Source organism: Salinarimonas rosea DSM 21201 (genome assembly GCF_000429045.1).
GTDB classification, from domain to species: domain Bacteria; phylum Pseudomonadota; class Alphaproteobacteria; order Rhizobiales; family Beijerinckiaceae; genus Salinarimonas; species Salinarimonas rosea.
In genome coordinates, this window is the sequence record NZ_AUBC01000011.1 from 114,123 (window position 1) to 128,043 (window position 13,921).

Below are 13,921 nucleotides of genomic sequence, written 5' to 3' on the forward strand. Positions count from 1 at the left end.
GTGCTTCCTCGGAGCCTCGTCAACCGACGCGCGGCCCGCGCGGTTCACTTGACGCGTCGCCGCGGGGACACGATGACGTGCGCATGCGCCTCGTCCTCTACCAGCCCGACATACCGCAGAATACCGGCACGATGGTGCGCCTCGCCGCCTGCCTCGGGGCGGCGGTCGACATCGTCGAGCCCGCCGGCTTCGACGTCTCGGACCGCAACTTCCGCCGTGCCGGCATGGATTATCTCGACCGGGTGGAGATCGTGCGGCACCGCTCGTGGGACGCCTTCCAGGACTGGCGGCGGGAGGCGGGCGTGCGGCTCGTGCTGGCGACGACGCACGCCGAGATCCGCTACACCGATTTCGCCTTCGCGCCCGGCGACGCCATCCTGATGGGGCGCGAATCCGCGGGCGTGCCCGATGCGGTGCACGCGGCGGCCGAGGCGCGGGTGACGATCCCGATGCGCGCCGGCTTCCGCTCGCTCAACGTCGCGGTCGCGGCGGCGATGGTGCTGGGCGAGGCCTGCCGGCAGGCCGGCTGGGCGGGGATCGACCGGTGAGCCGGCCGAGCACCCGCCACGTTGCGGAAAGCGTTGTCACCCGAGCGTCACGCGCGCTTGCTACCGCGACAGCCGAGGCGCGCGTTTGCGTGCTGCATTCCCCGCGCTCCACTCCTTCGACGAGGTTTCCCGCATGAAGACGATGCTCCGCCCCGTGATCGCCGGCCTCGCGCTCGCGTCGGTCTCTACGCTCGCGCTCGCCCAGTCGGGCTCCATCACGGTCTACACGTCGCAGCCCACCGAGCAGATGGCGACCATCGTCGAGGCCTTCAACGAGGCCCATCCGGACATCCAGGTCGAGGTGTTCCGCTCGGGCACGACGGAGGTCGTCAATCGCCTCCAGGCCGAGTTCACCGCCGGCTCGACCCCCGCCGACGTGCTCCTCATCGCCGACGCCGTGGCGATGACGCAGCTGAAGAACGACGGCCGCCTCGCCGCCTATCCGGACGCGCCGGTCGAGGGCCTGCCCTCCGCCGTCATCGATCCCGACATGACCTTCTTCGGCACCAAGCTGATCACGACGGGCATCGTCTACAACACCGAGCTCGTCGAGACGCCGCCGACGTCCTGGATGGACCTGACGCAGCCCGAGGCCGCCGCCTCGCTGACGATGCCGAGCCCGCTCTACTCGGGCGCCGCCGTCTACCACGTCGGCACCATGGTGCAGCAGCCGCAGTTCGGCTGGGGCTACTACGAGACGCTGGCCGAGAACGGCGCCATCGCCGGGCGCGGCAACGGCGGCGTGCTCGAGGCGGTGGCCCGCGGCGAGAAGGCCTACGGCATCATCGTCGACTTCATGCCGCTCAACGCTGCCGCCGACGGCTCGCCGGTCGGCTTCGTCTTCCCGTCGGAGGGCGTCTCCGCCATCACGGAGCCGGTGGCGATCGTCGAGGGGACGGACAACATGGAGGCCGCGCAGGCCTTCGTCGACTGGACGCTGTCGCAGGCCGGGCAGGCGCTGTCGGCCTCGCAGGGCTACATCCCGCTCATCGACGGCGTGGACCTGCCCGAGGGCCGTCCCGCTCCCTCGCAGCTGACGATCCTCGAGGCGGACCTCGGCGAGATGATCGCGAACGACGAGGCGAACAAGCGCGCCTTCGCCGACCTGTTCGGCGGCTGAGCGCATGCCGACGCGCGCGCCGGCGGCCGCTCCCCCGCGCCTGCGCGCGCCGTCCGGCGAGACCATCCTGCTCGTCGGCGTCGCGGTCTATCTCGGCGTCTTCACGCTCTGGCCGCTCGGGCGCCTCCTCCTGGAGGCGCTCGGGCCGAACGCCGCCGGCGAGCCGCTCGGCATCCTGCGCGACCAGTGGCAGTCGCGCTCGACGTCGCGGGCCTTGTGGAACACGCTCGAGGCGGGGACGCTCGCGACCCTCGTCTCGGTCGTGCTCGGCGCGACCATGGCCTTCGTCGTGGCGCTCACCGACGTGCGCGCCAAGACGGCGCTCACCTTCGCGCTGCTGCTGCCGCTGCTCGTCCCCTCGCAGATCACGGCGCTCGCCTGGATCGAGCTGATCGGCCCCTCCTCGCCGATCCTGCGCCCCCTCGGGCTCGCGAGCCCGCCCGGCACCACGAACCCGCTCTACTCGCTCGGCGGCATCGTGCTCGTCATGGGTGTCGAGCACGCCGCCCTCGTCTTCCTCGCCGTGCGCGCGGGCCTGCGCGCCATGCCGCGCGACCTCGTGGAAGCCGCGCGCATCTCCGGCGCCCGTCCGCTCGTGGCGACGCTGCGCATCGTCCTGCCGCTGTCGCTGCCCGCACTGCTCGCGGGCGCCGCGCTCGCCTTCGTCTCGGCGATCGGCAATTTCGGCGTCCCGGCGCTGCTCGGCATCCCCGGGCGCTACACGATGCTGACGACCCTGATCTACCAGCGCCTGAACGGCTTCGGCCCGTCGGTGCTGGGGGAGGTGGCGGCGATCGCGCTCATCCTCGTCCTGATCGCCGTCGCCGGGCTCGCGCTGCGTGCGATCGTCGCCGCGCGCATGGATGCGAAGGTCGAGCGGGCGAGCGCCATGCTGCGGCCCTTCCCCCTCGGGCGCGCGCGCCTGCCGCTCGAGACGGGCGTGTGGGTCGTGCTCGTCTTCGTCTCGTTCCTGCCGCTGTGCGCGCTCCTCGCCGCCTCGCTGACGCCCGCCGTCGGCGTGCGGCTCTCGCCGGAGACGCTGACCCTCGACCACTACCGCTTCGCGGTGCTCGGCCAGGACATGACCCGGCGCGCCTTCGCGAACTCCTTCCTGCTCGCCGGAGCGACGGCGGTCGTGGCGGGCCTCGTCGCGGTGCCGCTCGCCTACCTCGCCGTGATGCGCCGCATGAGGGCGGCGCGGGTTCTCGATCTCGTGGCGGACACGCCCTACGCCATTCCCGGCACGGTGCTCGCGATCGGTGCGATCCTCGTCTTCCTGCCGCCGCTGCCGATCCTCGGCGTGTCGGTCTACAACTCGCTCTGGATCATCCTCTTCGCCTACTTCGCGCGCTTCATGACGCTGGCGCTGCGGCCCGTGACCGCCAGCCTCGAGACGATCGAGCCGGCGCTCGACGAGGCCGCGCGGATCGCCGGGGCGAAGGCGTTCCGGCGGCTCTTCGCCATCGTGCTGCCGATCGCCGCGCCGGCGGCGATGGCGGGCGGCCTCCTGATCTTCATGACCGCCTTCAACGAGCTCACCGTCTCGGCCCTGCTCTGGTCCTCGGGCACCGAGACGCTCGGCGTCGTCGTCTTCTTCCTGCAGTACGAGGGCAATTCCCCCGCCGCCGCGGCGCTCGCGACCGCGACGGTGGTCGTGACGCTCCTCCTCGCGCTCGTCCTCGACGTCGTGGGCCGGCGGCTGCCGGGGGACGTGGTGCCGTGGCGCGACGCGGCAGGGTGAGCCGGGCGATCGGCGTCGTCCGCGCCCCCGTTTCCTCCCCGGAGGGGAGGAGTCCGCGCCTCGGCGCGGGCGGTGGGGCCGTTCGGATATGCTGGCGAGCCGTATCGCCGTCCTCCCCACCCTCCGGCCTTCGGCCTCCGTCCTCCCCTGCGGGGAGGTGGCGGTCGGCGGGTCTCGTCGACTTTCGATCGATACTCGCCGATGAGTGGAGACGAGCTTCGTCGCGAAGCGGGGAACGGCCCCGGCTCGGGGAAGCCGGGGCCGTCGGGGCGGATCGGCGGCACGGTGCTCGGGAGCACTGGGGAGCGGCCGACGATCCGGGGGAGGGTGGAGCTCGGGGAGGCGGACCTCAGAAGGGCAGGAGGATGTCGAGCACCTGCTGGCCGTAGCGGGGCTGCTGGACGTCGGTGATCTGGCCGCGGCCGCCGTAGGCGATGCGCGCCTGGGCGATCTTGGTCGAATCGATCGTGTTGTCGTTCTCGATGTCCTCCGGGCGCACCACGCCGGCGACGATCAGCTCGCGGACCTCGAAGTTCACCCGGACCTCCTGCTTGCCCTCGATGACGAGGTTGCCGTTGGGCAGGAGCTGGGTGACGACGGCGGCGACGTTCGTGGTCAGCTGCTCCGAGCGGCGGATCGAGCCCGCGCCGCGGCTCGACGAATCCGACTGGGCGTCGACGAGGGCGTCGGCCTGGACGTCGTCCCCGAAGACCTGGCCGTACTGCGTCTCCAGACCGAACAGGCCACCCGCACCCAGGGCCTCCGAATTGGCGCGCGAGCGGCGGGTCTGGTTGTCGAACTGGGCGCGGTCGGTGATGCGCACGCGCACCGTGACGAGGTCGCCCACCTGCGCGGCGCGCTGGTCCTTGAAGAAGCCGCGCGCGCCCTGGCGCCACAGCGAGTTCGAGGCGAAGGAGACCACTTCCGGCGTGGGCATCGGCATGCGCACCGGCACGTAGCCCGGCTGCGCGGTCGGATCCTCGATCGCGGTCAGGGCCGGGGCGCGGCCGACGTTGGCGAGGCGGTCGGCGGTGCCGCAGGCGGCGAGCGACGCGGCGAGGGCGGCGAGCGCGACGACGCGCAGGCCGAGGCGGGGAAGCAAGCGGAGCATGGCGACCTCCTCCGGATCAGCGGGCCAGCGCCGCAACGCGGCCGTGGAAGGCGTTGCCGACGCGCACCGTGCCCGGGCCGATCACGGCGCCCTGCACGATCCGCCCGGAGACGGGGTTCTCGACGTCGACCACGTCGCCCTCGGCGCCCGCCTGGCGGGAGGTGCCGCGCAGCGTGAGGGTAAGCGAGCCGCTCTCGTAGACCATGAGCACCGTTCCGTTGCGCTCGACCAGCATGGGGCGCTCGAGGTCGGCCTGGCGAATGAGCGCGCCAGCGGTGAGAGACCGGCGGGCGACGCGACCGTCGAGGTCGATCGCGTCGAGCCGCGTGTCGGCGGGAACGCGCTCGACGGCACGGCGCTCGACCCGGTAGTCGTCGGCGCGGATCGGCTCGCCGCGGGCGATCGAGCGGGCGACGACCGCGACGGACACGACCTGCCGCGCGACGCCGCTCACGGCCGCCTGGGCGCGGCGCTCGGCCGGGCTGGGGCCGACATAGGCGGTCGCCGTGAAGCGGCGGGTCGCCGGGTCCCAGGCGAGGTCGGTGATCGCCACCGGCTCGGCCGTCTCCGGCGAGACGAGGAGGGTCGGCGGCGTGCCGTCGAAGGCGATCTCGATCTCGCCCGTGGGGAGCATCGCCGCCTCGGCGACGCGCTCGGCCACGGCGGCGGCGACCGCCTCCTGGCCGATGCGGCGGGCCGCACGGGTCACCGTCACCTGCTCGCGCCCGCCGGTCGCGACGTCGCCGATGCCGAGCGCGTGCGCGGCGAGGAGCAGGCGCGCCACCTGGATCGTGCCGAGCTCGCCGAGCGCCGGGGCGTGGAAGACCGGCGTCGCGGCGACCTCCGCCGGCGCGCCGGCGACGAGGTCGCCGAGGCGGATGACGTCGCCGGAGACGATCACGTCCCCGCGCAGGCTCGGTGCGGCGGGGGCGGTCGGCGCCGCCGGGGCGCCGATCGCGGCGACGTCCCGGGCGACCGGCCCGGGCGCGACCTCCTGGGCGAGGCTCGGGCGCGCGGCCGCGGCGATCGCGAGGGCGAGCCCGAGCATCGCCGCGGCCCGGGCGATGGCGCCGAGCGGGAGACGGCCGGCGCGGGGGCGCGAGGCGCCGAGGATGGGGTCCAAACGCTGCATCATCGTCCTCACCCCCGGAACATCTGGCTGGCGGCCTGGAGCATCTGGTCGGCGGCCGAGATGACGCGCGAGTTCATCTCGTAGGCGCGCTGTGCGGAGATCAGCGCCGAGATCTCCGTCACGGCGTTGACGTTCGCCTCCTCCAGGTAGCCCTGCTGGAGCGAGCCGTAGCCCTCCTCGCCCGGGTTGCCCTGGACCGGATCGCCCGAGGCCGCCGTCTGCAGGAACAGGTTGTCGCCGATCGATTCGAGCCCGACCTTGTTGACGAAGCGGGTCAGCTGGATGCGGCCCACCTCCTGCGGCTCGGGTGCGTCGGGCGTCGTCACCTCGACCACGCCCGACGCGCTGATCGAGACGCTCTGCACGTTCTGCGGGATGACGATGCCCGGCTCGACCTCGTAGCCGTCCTTGGTGACGAGCCTTCCCTGCGCGTCGAGATCGAAGCCGCCGTCGCGGGTGAACGCGGCGCGGCCGTCGGGCAGGCGGATCTGGAAAAGGCCCTCGCCGCGAACCGCGATGTCGAAGTCGCGCTCGGTGGGGGTGAGGTTGCCCTGGCTCATGGCGCGCGCGGTGGAGACCGCCTTGACGCCCGAGCCGATCTCGATGGCCGACGGGGTCTGCGTGTCCTGCGCCGAGGTGGTCGCACCGGCCCGGCGCATGGTCTGGTAGAGCAGGTCCTGGAAGTGGGCCTGCTGGCGCTTGTAGCCGGTGGTGCGCATGTTGGCGATGTTGTTGGAGATGACCTGGACGTTCAGCTCCTGGGCCATCATGCCGGTCGCGGCGGAGTAGAGGGCGCGCATGGGGGCGTCTCCTTCTGGCCGTTACGCCGCTTCGCCGAGCGTGCGGATGGCGGTGCGTTGCAGGTCGGTCAGGCTCGACAGGGTCGAGGCGACGCGGGTGTAGGCGCGGCTCACCTCCATGAGGCGGGTCATCTCGTAGACCGCCCGCACGTTGGAGCGCTCGATGAAGCCCTGCTCGACGCGGGCGCGCTCGCCGGCCGGCTGGGCCTGCTGCGCCGGCTCCACCGCCGCGAACAGGTTCGCGCCCATGTTGGAGAGCATCTGGGGCGCGTCGAACCGCACGAGGGCGAGGCGGCCGCGCTGGCCTGCGTCGGTCGAGATCGTGCCGTCGCCGGCGACGACGATGCCGGTGTCGCCCGGCTCGAGCTGGATCGCCCCGCCGTCGCCCACCACGGGAAAGCCGTCGGAGGTGACGAGGCGGCCCTGCGGATCGACCTGGAAGGCGCCGTTGCGGGTGTAGCGCTCGCCCGCCGGGGTCTCGACCACGAAGAAGGCGTCGCCGCGGATGGCGACGTCGAGCGGGTTACCCGTCGGCTCGGTGGCACCGTCGGACAGGTCGATCGGGCTGCCCGCGTCGATGACGAAGGAGAGCTTGCGATCCGGCCACGGGAAGGTCTCGGCCGACGCGTCCGGCTCGAGGAACTCCTCGAAGCGCGACGAGCGCGCCTTGAATCCGTTGGTGTTGACGTTCGCCATGTTGTTGGCGATCACGTCGAGCTCACGGGCCAGCGCCACTTGGCGCGACAGGCCGATGAGAAGCGTGTTCTCCATGAGAGACGCTCCTTGTCCCCGATTGTCCCCGCCGGCCCCGTTCACGCTCCCCAGCGTCGAGCCCGGCAGCCATTCCGTTGCGAGGGTCGTGCCAGACCTGCCGGCAGCCCGGAATGCCTTGGAAGCCAAGGCATTCGCGAAAGCCGCCGTTCACCCTGCCGACGGACGGCCGGCGCCGGGCGGCAAGAAGGACCCGGCAGCTTTTGCCGCCTTAACGGGGCATTAACCACGCCTCGACGATTGTCGGGCCACGTGCCGACCGTTTCGGGCGCGAGGGGCTCATGGCGAAGAAACCACGCAAGGGCGAGGAAGCCGAGGTCGAGGGCGAGGGCGCCGAGGCCGAAGGCGGCTCGTCGAAGAAGAAGAAGCTGATCCTGATCGGCGCCGTCGCCGGCGTGCTGCTGATCGGCGGCGGTGCGGGCGCGTTCTTCTTCCTGTCGGGCTCCGACGAGGCGGCCGAGGCCGAGGCCGCGGCGCTCGCGCAGGCGCAGGCCGCCGTGCCGCCGACCTTCGTCGACGTGCCGCAGATGACGGTGAACCTCGCCCCCGAGCCGAACGAGGAGCGCCCGCGCTTCCTGCGCTTCACGGCGCGCCTCGAGGTCTCCGACCCGCTCGCCGCGACCGAGATCGCGCCGCTGATGCCGCGCGTCGAGGACGCCTTCCAGACCTACGTGCGCGAGCTGCGCGCCTCCGACCTGCACGGCTCGGCGGGCGTCTATCGCCTGCGCGAGGAGCTGCTGCGCCGCGTGAACATCGCCGTCCACCCCGTCGAGGTGGACGCGGTGCTCTTCGGCGAGGTCGTGGTGCAATAGGAGCGCGCCGTGGCCGACGAACCCGAGGAGATCGACGACGACTGGGCCGCCGCCCTGATGGAGCAGAAGGCGGGCGAGGAGGCCGACGCCTCGCTCGCGGACGAATGGGGCCAGGCGCTCGCCGAGCAGGGCACGGCGGCGGCCGCCTCCGACATGGCGGCCGAGTGGGCCACCATGATCGACGAGGCGGAGGACGATTCCTCCCCCGAGCTCGCCGGTGCCGACCGCATCCTCGTCCAGGAGGAGATCGACCAGCTGCTCGGCTTCTCGCTGCGCGAGATGTCGGCGTCGGGCGCGGGCGGCATCCGCGCGATCGTCGATTCGGGCGTCGTCTCGTACGAACGCCTGCCCATGCTCGAGATCATCTTCGACAGGATGGTGCGCCTCCTGTCGACGAGCCTGCGCAACTTCTTCAACGACAACGTCGAGGTCCAGCTCGACAACATCTCCTCGGTGCGTTTCGGCGACTACCTGAACTCGATCCCGCTGCCGGTGCAGCTCGCCGTCTTCCACGCCGAAGGCTGGGAGGGCTCGGGGCTCGTCACGATCGAGTCGAACCTCGCCTACGCCACGCTCGACCTGCTCCTGGGCGGCAAGCGCGGCAACCAGGGGACGCGCCTCGACGGGCGGCCGTTCACGACGATCGAGATGCAGCTCGTCAAGCGCATGGTCGAGATCGTGCTCGCCGACGCCGAGACCTGCTTCGGCGTGCTCTCGAAGGTGAATTTCTCCGTCGACCGGATCGAGACCAACCCGCGCTTCGCCACGATCACCCGCCCCGCCAACGCCGCTATCCTGATCGAGCTCAAGCTCGACATGGAAGGGCGCGGCGGCACGTTCCAGATCCTGCTTCCCTACGCCACGATCGAGCCGATCCGCGAGCTTCTGCTCCAGAGCTTCATGGGCGAGAAGCTCGGGCGCGACTCGGTCTGGGAAGGCCACCTCGCCACCGAGATCTGGCAGGCCGACTTCGAGGTCCAGGCGGTGCTGCACGAGATGCGGCTGCCGCTCAAGCGGGTGATGAAGCTCGAGGTCGGCGACACCCTGATGCTCGACGCCAAGCCGTCGGATCTCGTCACGCTCCGTTGCGGCGACTGGCGGCTGACGCAGGGCCGCGTCGGGCGCGTCGACGACCGGATCGCCATCCAGGTGGCGCGCCCGCTGCGGCGCTCGCGCACCACGCTCGCCAGCTTCGAGGCGAGCCTCAAGGGCCACAAGGAGTGATGCGCGGATGACGTCGGTGCTGATGCTTCTCGCCGAGATCCTGGTCGCCGTGCTGCTGGTGGCGTGCATGCTCACCTGTGCGCGGCTCGGACGGCGCATCGCCCGCCTGCAGGCGGACGAGGCCTCGATGCGACGCACGATCGGCGAGCTGGTCACCGCCACGGACAGCGCCGAGCGCGCCATCGCGGGCCTGCGCGCCACCCTAGGCGAGTGCGACCGCACGCTGGCCGAGCGCCTGCGCACCGCCGAACGCTACGCCGCCGATCTCGCGAGCCAGGTCGAGGCGGGGGAGAGCATGATGGGCCGCATCATGCAGATCGTGGAATCGTCCCGCCGCGCCGCCGCCGCGCCGCCGGCGCAGCCTGCCCCGTATCGGGAGGCGGCTCCGAGTCCGCCGACGGCCCCGCCGCCGGCGGCGCGCGTCGCGTCGCGGCCCGAGCCGATCGTCGCCCCGCCGCCGCGCGCGGCGCCCGTGCCGGAGCGGGCTCCCGCGGCCCCGCCGGTCAGCGCCCGGATCAGCGCCGCGGCGGAGCTCCTGGCGGAGCGCGCCGCGCGCCGGATCGGGCGCGGATGAGGCTGACCCGATGAGGACGAGCCCATGAGGATGCGCCGATGAGGATCCGCGAGGCGCTCGGCCGGATCTCGCAGGCGCGCATGCGGCTGACCGACGCGGTGGTGATCGCCGCGGCGGCGCTCTTGCTGATGAAGGCCGCCGCCTTCGTCGCGCGCGAGCCGCAGCCCGCCGCGCCGCCTTTCGGCGCGGGCCCGAGCGTGGTGACGCCGCAGCCGGAGCTGCCGGCCTTCGCCCGCGTCCTCGCCTTCGCCCGTTCGGAGACGCCGCCGCGAGAGGTGGTGACCACGGGCTCGAACCCGGAAGACGCCGAGCCGAGCGGGGACGGCACGGCGCCGGCCGAGGGCGCACCGGCGGCGGCCGCCGGGAACGGCGGCCTCTCGCCGGACCTGCTGCCGGACCTGCGCAGCCCCGCGACCTCGTCCGAGGACATGCTGCGCGCGCGCATGGCCGAGCAGCGGGCGGAGCTCGACCGCCGCTTGCGCGAGCTCGACATGCGCGAGGAGCTCGTCGCGGCCGCCGAGGCCCGGCTCGAGGAGCGCGTCGCGGGCGCTCCCGCGGGTTCGCCCGCGCCGGCCGCCGCGGCCGCCGCCGGCGCGACGCGCGAGGCGGAGGACCCGGCGAACGCCGAGGCCATGCGGCGGCTCGTGTCGATGTACGAAGCGATGCGCCCCAAGGATGCCGCGCGGGTATTCGAGCGGCTCGCGCTCGAGGTACTGGTGCCGCTGGCCGAGGACATCAGCCCGCGCCGGATGGCGGAGGTGATGGCGCAGATGTCGCCCGAGGCGGCCGAGCGCCTGACGATCGCGCTGGCCATGCGCGCCCGCGGCTCGGCGCTCGCCGGCGCGCGCCAGCCGGCGAGCACGAACGCGCTCCCGCCCACCGAGCTGCCGGCGATCGCGCTGCCGCCGCGCCCGTGAGCCGCACGAGTGGCGGCCCGCTCGGCTGGCGTGCCGCGCCCGCCGCGCCTAAGGTCGCGGCACGACGACGAACGGAGCGCACGAGAGCATGACGAGACGCGCGGACGCGGCCGACGACGACGGGAGCACGCGGGAGAGCGGGGCGGCCCGCCGGGATCCGGCTCCCGACGATCCGGCCTTCCGGCTCGAGACACAGGTCGGCCACCTGATCCGCCGCGTGCACCAGCGCAACACGGAGATCTTCAACACGGTGATGAGCCGCTTCTCGGTGACGCCGACGCAGTTCGCCGCCCTCGTCACCCTGCTCGAGCGCGGGGCCACCCCGCAGAACCAGCTCGGCCGGCTCACGGCGATGGACCCGGCGACGATCTTCGGCGTGGTCGGGCGCCTGATGAAGCGCGGCTTCGTGCGCCAGAGCCCCGTCTCGGCGGACGCGCGGCTCGTCGCGGTGAGCCTCACGCCGGAGGGCGAGCGCGCGGCGCGCGCCATGCGCGCCGTCGCCCAGGAGGTCTCGACACGCACGCTGGAGCCGCTGTCGGAGGAGGAGGCGCGCACCTTCCTCGCGTTCCTGCAGCGGCTCGGCTGAGGCGCCCTTCAGCCGGCGAGTGCCTTGCGGTCGCGCCGGCGCTCGGCGGAGGGCTGGTAGGCGATCTGGGCGTGGTGGTCGCAATAGGGCATGCCCGTGTGCGAGCGGGCGCCGCAGAAGCGGAAGTCGGGCGAGCTCGGGTCGCCCATCGGCCACCGGCACATGCTCTCGCGCAGGTCCATGATCGTCACCCGCTCGGTCGGCGGCACCACGATCTCGCCCTTGGGCTGCGGCGCGGGGCGCGCGAAGGACGCGGGCAAAGGCTGCGGCTGCGGGCGCGGCTGCGCCGCCTGCGCGGCGGGCTCGCCCTCGGGCTCGACGGCCGCGGCCAGCGCGTTGGCGCCGACGCTGACGGGGCGCGAGGGCGCCGGCACCGGAGGCTCGGCCTCCGCGGCGGGCTTCTGGCGCTGCCGCGGCGGCGGCGCCTTCTCGGGCGCCTTGCCGCGGCCGGAGAGACCCAGCCTGTGGACCTTCCCGATCACGGCGTTGCGCGAGACGCCGCCGAGCTCGGCGGCGATGGTGCTCGCGCTGCGTCCCTCCTGCCAGAGCGTCTTGAGCCGCTCGACGCGCTCGTCGGTCCAGGTCGGGGTTGCATCCGTCATCGCCGCCTCCTCGCGGGCGCTGGTCTCGCAGAATCCCTCTCCGCTCGCGGACGATCGATTTCTCGACCGCGTGCCCGTCGCGCGCAGATGGTTATGAAGAGTGCCGCACCAGATGTCGTATTCGACGGAAGCGAACGTACTAGATGCGTTGACTCGGGCGCAAGAGTCGGGGCAGCCGCCCGCTGTGGACGGCTCCTCGTTTTCCCCAGGCAATGCATGCGGGATGATGTGGGATGCGGCGATCCGACTCAGGTCGCGCGTCGGGGCGCGCCGGGCCGGCGAGGAGGCCGGGGCGCTGCGGGCGGGATCACTTGTTGAGCATCATGATGAGCGCGAAGCCGACCTCGTGGCCGGGCGTCTCGTGCGGCGTCGGCGCGCTCGCGGCCATGACCCCGATGCCGCCCACGAGCCCGACCATGGTCGAGACGTAGAAGCTGGCGGCGACGAGGGCGAGCGGGCGCTTGAACATGACGGGACCTCCTTGAACGAGGTCCTGTCTAGGGGATCGCACCGGAACCGCGCCCGAACGGCCCGTTCAGCTCCGCTTCATCTGCGCGGGCGCGGGCGTCAGCCGACGAGCCCGGCGAGGTGGAGGCCGACGCCCGCCGCCGCGGCGCCGGCGAGGACCGTCAGCATGCCCGCCTTCAGCGCGAAGACCGCGACGAGCGCGGCCGCCGACAGGAGCGCGGCCCAGGGGTCGAGGCTCGCCAGGACGGGAGCGTCGACGTCGAGCCCGTAGGCCTCGACGGGGACGGTCACGCGGAAGAGAACGTGGATCGAGAACCAGAGCGCGAGGTTGAGGATGACGCCGACCACCGCCGCCGTGATCGCCGAAAGCGCGCCCGCGAGCGGCCGGTTCTCGCGCAGCCGCTCGATGAACGGCGCGCCGAGGAAGATCCACAGGAAGCAGGGGGCGAAGGTCACCCAGGTGGCGAGGAGCCCGCCGAGCACGCCCGCGAGCACGGGATCGAGCGCGCCGGGGTCGCGGAAGGCGGCGAGGAAGCCGACGAACTGCAGCACCATGATCAGCGGCCCGGGCGTCGTCTCCGCCATGCCGAGGCCGTCCAGCATCTCGCCGGGCGCGAGCCAGCCGTAGGTCTCCACCGCCTGCTGCGCCACGTAGGCGAGGACGGCGTAGGCGCCGCCGAAGGTCACCATCGCCATCTGCGAGAAGAACAGCGCGATCTGCGTGAACGTGTCCGCCGGTCCGAGCACGAGGAGGAGCGCCGCGACGGGGACGAGCCACAGCGCGAGGCACACGCCCGCGGTGCGCAGGGTCGCGGCCCGGCTCGGGCGCGCGTGCGGCGGCAGGTCGTCGCCGACGAGCCAGTCGCCCGTCCCGCCGTCCGCGCCCTCGGGCCTGCGGTCGGGAGGGAGGAAGGCGGGGAGGCCGGCCCGCGCGCCGAGGAAGCCGATCACGCCCGCCCCGACCACGATGATCGGAAACGGCACGCCGAAGAGGAAGATGCCGACGAAGGCCGCGCCGGCGAGCGCGAGCATCGCGCCGTTGCGCAGCGCCCGCCCCGACAGGCGCACCAGCGCCTGGAGCACGATGGCGAGGACCGCCGCCTTCAGCCCGAAGAACAGCGCCGCGACGAAGCCCACATTGCCGTAGAGCGCATAGACGATCGACAGCGCCATGATCGACACGGCGCCGGGCAGGACGAAGAGCAGGCCGGCCATCGCGCCGCCCAGCGTGCGGTGCGTGAGCCAGCCGAGATAGGTCGCGAGCTGCTGCGCCTCCGGGCCGGGCAGCAGCATGCAGTAGTTCAGGGCGTGCAGGAAGCGGCTCTCGGAGACCCAGCGCTTCTCCTCGACGACGATGCGGTGCATCACCGCGATCTGCCCCGCCGGCCCGCCGAAGGAGAGGGCGGCGACGCGGGACCACACGCGCAGCGCCTCGCCCAGCGTGGGGTGCGCGCGCCCCGGCGGTGAAGGCGGCCCGGCCGTCTCCGGCACGGTCTTCGCTGTGGCCTCGTCCAT

General features: G+C 73.0%; 15 protein-coding genes. 8 read left to right on the forward strand and 7 right to left on the reverse strand.

The genetic code is table 11. From position 1 onward, the window contains the following. Positions 1-83 precede the first annotated feature (83 nt). The 3 genes from G407_RS0109465 (at position 84) to G407_RS0109475 (ending at position 3,409) form a co-directional block, all read left to right on the forward strand. A complete protein-coding gene (locus G407_RS0109465) occupies positions 84-548 on the forward strand; it encodes a tRNA (cytidine(34)-2'-O)-methyltransferase (protein WP_043539385.1) in 465 nt (154 codons plus the stop codon). 133 nt (positions 549-681) lie between these two features. Then, positions 682-1,668 (forward strand): ABC transporter substrate-binding protein, encoded by a 987-nt coding sequence (locus G407_RS0109470; protein WP_029030622.1) that lies wholly within the window; start codon positions 682-684, stop codon positions 1,666-1,668. A 4-nt stretch (positions 1,669-1,672) separates the two neighbouring features. Continuing rightward, positions 1,673-3,409, forward strand: coding sequence for an ABC transporter permease (locus G407_RS0109475; RefSeq protein WP_043539387.1), 1,737 nt, complete (start codon positions 1,673-1,675; stop codon positions 3,407-3,409). 349 nt (positions 3,410-3,758) lie between these two features. On the opposite strand, the gene flgH is transcribed toward G407_RS0109475, so the two are convergent. Genes flgH through flgF form a run of 4 tightly spaced genes read right to left on the reverse strand, consistent with a single transcriptional unit; the run spans position 3,759 to position 7,223 of the window. Beyond that, positions 3,759-4,520 carry a flagellar basal body L-ring protein FlgH gene (gene flgH, locus G407_RS0109480; RefSeq protein ID WP_029030624.1) on the reverse strand — a complete coding sequence of 254 codons (762 nt, stop codon included), beginning with the start codon at positions 4,518-4,520 and terminating at the stop codon, positions 3,759-3,761. A 16-nt stretch (positions 4,521-4,536) separates the two neighbouring features. Continuing rightward, positions 4,537-5,655, reverse strand: coding sequence for a flagellar basal body P-ring formation chaperone FlgA (gene flgA / locus G407_RS26750; protein ID WP_156917535.1), 1,119 nt, complete (start codon positions 5,653-5,655; stop codon positions 4,537-4,539). 5 nt (positions 5,656-5,660) lie between these two features. Next, entirely contained in the window at positions 5,661-6,452 is a 792-nt protein-coding gene (gene flgG, locus G407_RS0109490) for a flagellar basal-body rod protein FlgG (RefSeq protein WP_029030625.1), read from the reverse strand. Between the two features lie 21 nt (positions 6,453-6,473). Then, entirely contained in the window at positions 6,474-7,223 is a 750-nt protein-coding gene (gene flgF, locus G407_RS0109495; RefSeq protein ID WP_029030626.1) for a flagellar basal-body rod protein FlgF, read from the reverse strand. Positions 7,224-7,504: 281 nt separating this feature from the next. Between flgF and fliL the strand changes: the two genes are divergently transcribed. The 5 genes from fliL (at position 7,505) to G407_RS0109520 (ending at position 11,336) form a co-directional block, all read left to right on the forward strand. Then, on the forward strand, positions 7,505-8,035 hold the full coding sequence (fliL, locus tag G407_RS0109500; protein WP_029030627.1) for a flagellar basal body-associated protein FliL: 531 nt from the start codon (positions 7,505-7,507) through the stop codon (positions 8,033-8,035). A 57-nt stretch (positions 8,036-8,092) separates the two neighbouring features. Continuing rightward, positions 8,093-9,259: a flagellar motor switch protein FliM gene (gene fliM, locus G407_RS0109505; RefSeq protein ID WP_052341187.1), complete on the forward strand. Its 1,167-nt coding sequence runs from the start codon at positions 8,093-8,095 to the stop codon at positions 9,257-9,259. A gap of 7 nt (positions 9,260-9,266) precedes the next feature. Beyond that, positions 9,267-9,833, forward strand: a complete 567-nt coding sequence (locus G407_RS0109510) for a DUF6468 domain-containing protein (protein ID WP_029030629.1) — start codon at positions 9,267-9,269, stop codon at positions 9,831-9,833. Between the two features lie 38 nt (positions 9,834-9,871). Further along, positions 9,872-10,750, forward strand: a complete 879-nt coding sequence (locus G407_RS0109515; protein ID WP_052341158.1) for a MotE family protein — start codon at positions 9,872-9,874, stop codon at positions 10,748-10,750. Positions 10,751-10,838: 88 nt separating this feature from the next. Next, positions 10,839-11,336: a MarR family winged helix-turn-helix transcriptional regulator gene (locus tag G407_RS0109520; RefSeq protein WP_029030631.1), complete on the forward strand. Its 498-nt coding sequence runs from the start codon at positions 10,839-10,841 to the stop codon at positions 11,334-11,336. A gap of 8 nt (positions 11,337-11,344) precedes the next feature. Here the strand turns inward: G407_RS0109520 and G407_RS0109525 are convergent, their stop codons facing one another. The 3 genes from G407_RS0109525 to chrA form a co-directional block, all read right to left on the reverse strand. Next, positions 11,345-11,938 (reverse strand): GcrA family cell cycle regulator, encoded by a 594-nt coding sequence (locus G407_RS0109525; RefSeq protein ID WP_029030632.1) that lies wholly within the window; start codon positions 11,936-11,938, stop codon positions 11,345-11,347. A gap of 307 nt (positions 11,939-12,245) precedes the next feature. Next, the gene (locus G407_RS31685; protein WP_156917536.1) at positions 12,246-12,407 is read right to left on the reverse strand and encodes a hypothetical protein; all 162 of its coding nucleotides are present in this window, start codon (positions 12,405-12,407) and stop codon (positions 12,246-12,248) included. A 98-nt stretch (positions 12,408-12,505) separates the two neighbouring features. After that, positions 12,506-13,921 (reverse strand): chromate efflux transporter, encoded by a 1,416-nt coding sequence (gene chrA / locus G407_RS0109535; RefSeq protein WP_084327423.1) that lies wholly within the window; start codon positions 13,919-13,921, stop codon positions 12,506-12,508.

Excerpts from the sequence above, each read along its gene's own strand:
- G407_RS0109465 (WP_043539385.1), top strand. The coding sequence starts at position 84 with ATGCGCCTCGTCCTCTACCAGCCCGACATACCGCAGAATACCGGCACG.
- G407_RS0109470 (WP_029030622.1), top strand. The coding sequence starts at position 682 with ATGAAGACGATGCTCCGCCCCGTGATCGCCGGCCTCGCGCTCGCGTCG.
- G407_RS0109475 (WP_043539387.1), top strand. The coding sequence starts at position 1,673 with ATGCCGACGCGCGCGCCGGCGGCCGCTCCCCCGCGCCTGCGCGCGCCG.
- flgH (WP_029030624.1), bottom strand. The coding sequence starts at position 4,520 with ATGCTCCGCTTGCTTCCCCGCCTCGGCCTGCGCGTCGTCGCGCTCGCC.
- flgA (WP_156917535.1), bottom strand. The coding sequence starts at position 5,655 with ATGATGCAGCGTTTGGACCCCATCCTCGGCGCCTCGCGCCCCCGCGCC.
- flgG (WP_029030625.1), bottom strand. The coding sequence starts at position 6,452 with ATGCGCGCCCTCTACTCCGCCGCGACCGGCATGATGGCCCAGGAGCTG.
- flgF (WP_029030626.1), bottom strand. The coding sequence starts at position 7,223 with ATGGAGAACACGCTTCTCATCGGCCTGTCGCGCCAAGTGGCGCTGGCC.
- fliL (WP_029030627.1), top strand. The coding sequence starts at position 7,505 with ATGGCGAAGAAACCACGCAAGGGCGAGGAAGCCGAGGTCGAGGGCGAG.
- fliM (WP_052341187.1), top strand. The coding sequence starts at position 8,093 with ATGGAGCAGAAGGCGGGCGAGGAGGCCGACGCCTCGCTCGCGGACGAA.
- G407_RS0109510 (WP_029030629.1), top strand. The coding sequence starts at position 9,267 with ATGACGTCGGTGCTGATGCTTCTCGCCGAGATCCTGGTCGCCGTGCTG.
- G407_RS0109515 (WP_052341158.1), top strand. The coding sequence starts at position 9,872 with ATGAGGATCCGCGAGGCGCTCGGCCGGATCTCGCAGGCGCGCATGCGG.
- G407_RS0109520 (WP_029030631.1), top strand. The coding sequence starts at position 10,839 with ATGACGAGACGCGCGGACGCGGCCGACGACGACGGGAGCACGCGGGAG.
- G407_RS0109525 (WP_029030632.1), bottom strand. The coding sequence starts at position 11,938 with ATGACGGATGCAACCCCGACCTGGACCGACGAGCGCGTCGAGCGGCTC.
- G407_RS31685 (WP_156917536.1), bottom strand. The coding sequence starts at position 12,407 with ATGTTCAAGCGCCCGCTCGCCCTCGTCGCCGCCAGCTTCTACGTCTCG.
- chrA (WP_084327423.1), bottom strand. The coding sequence starts at position 13,921 with ATGGACGAGGCCACAGCGAAGACCGTGCCGGAGACGGCCGGGCCGCCT.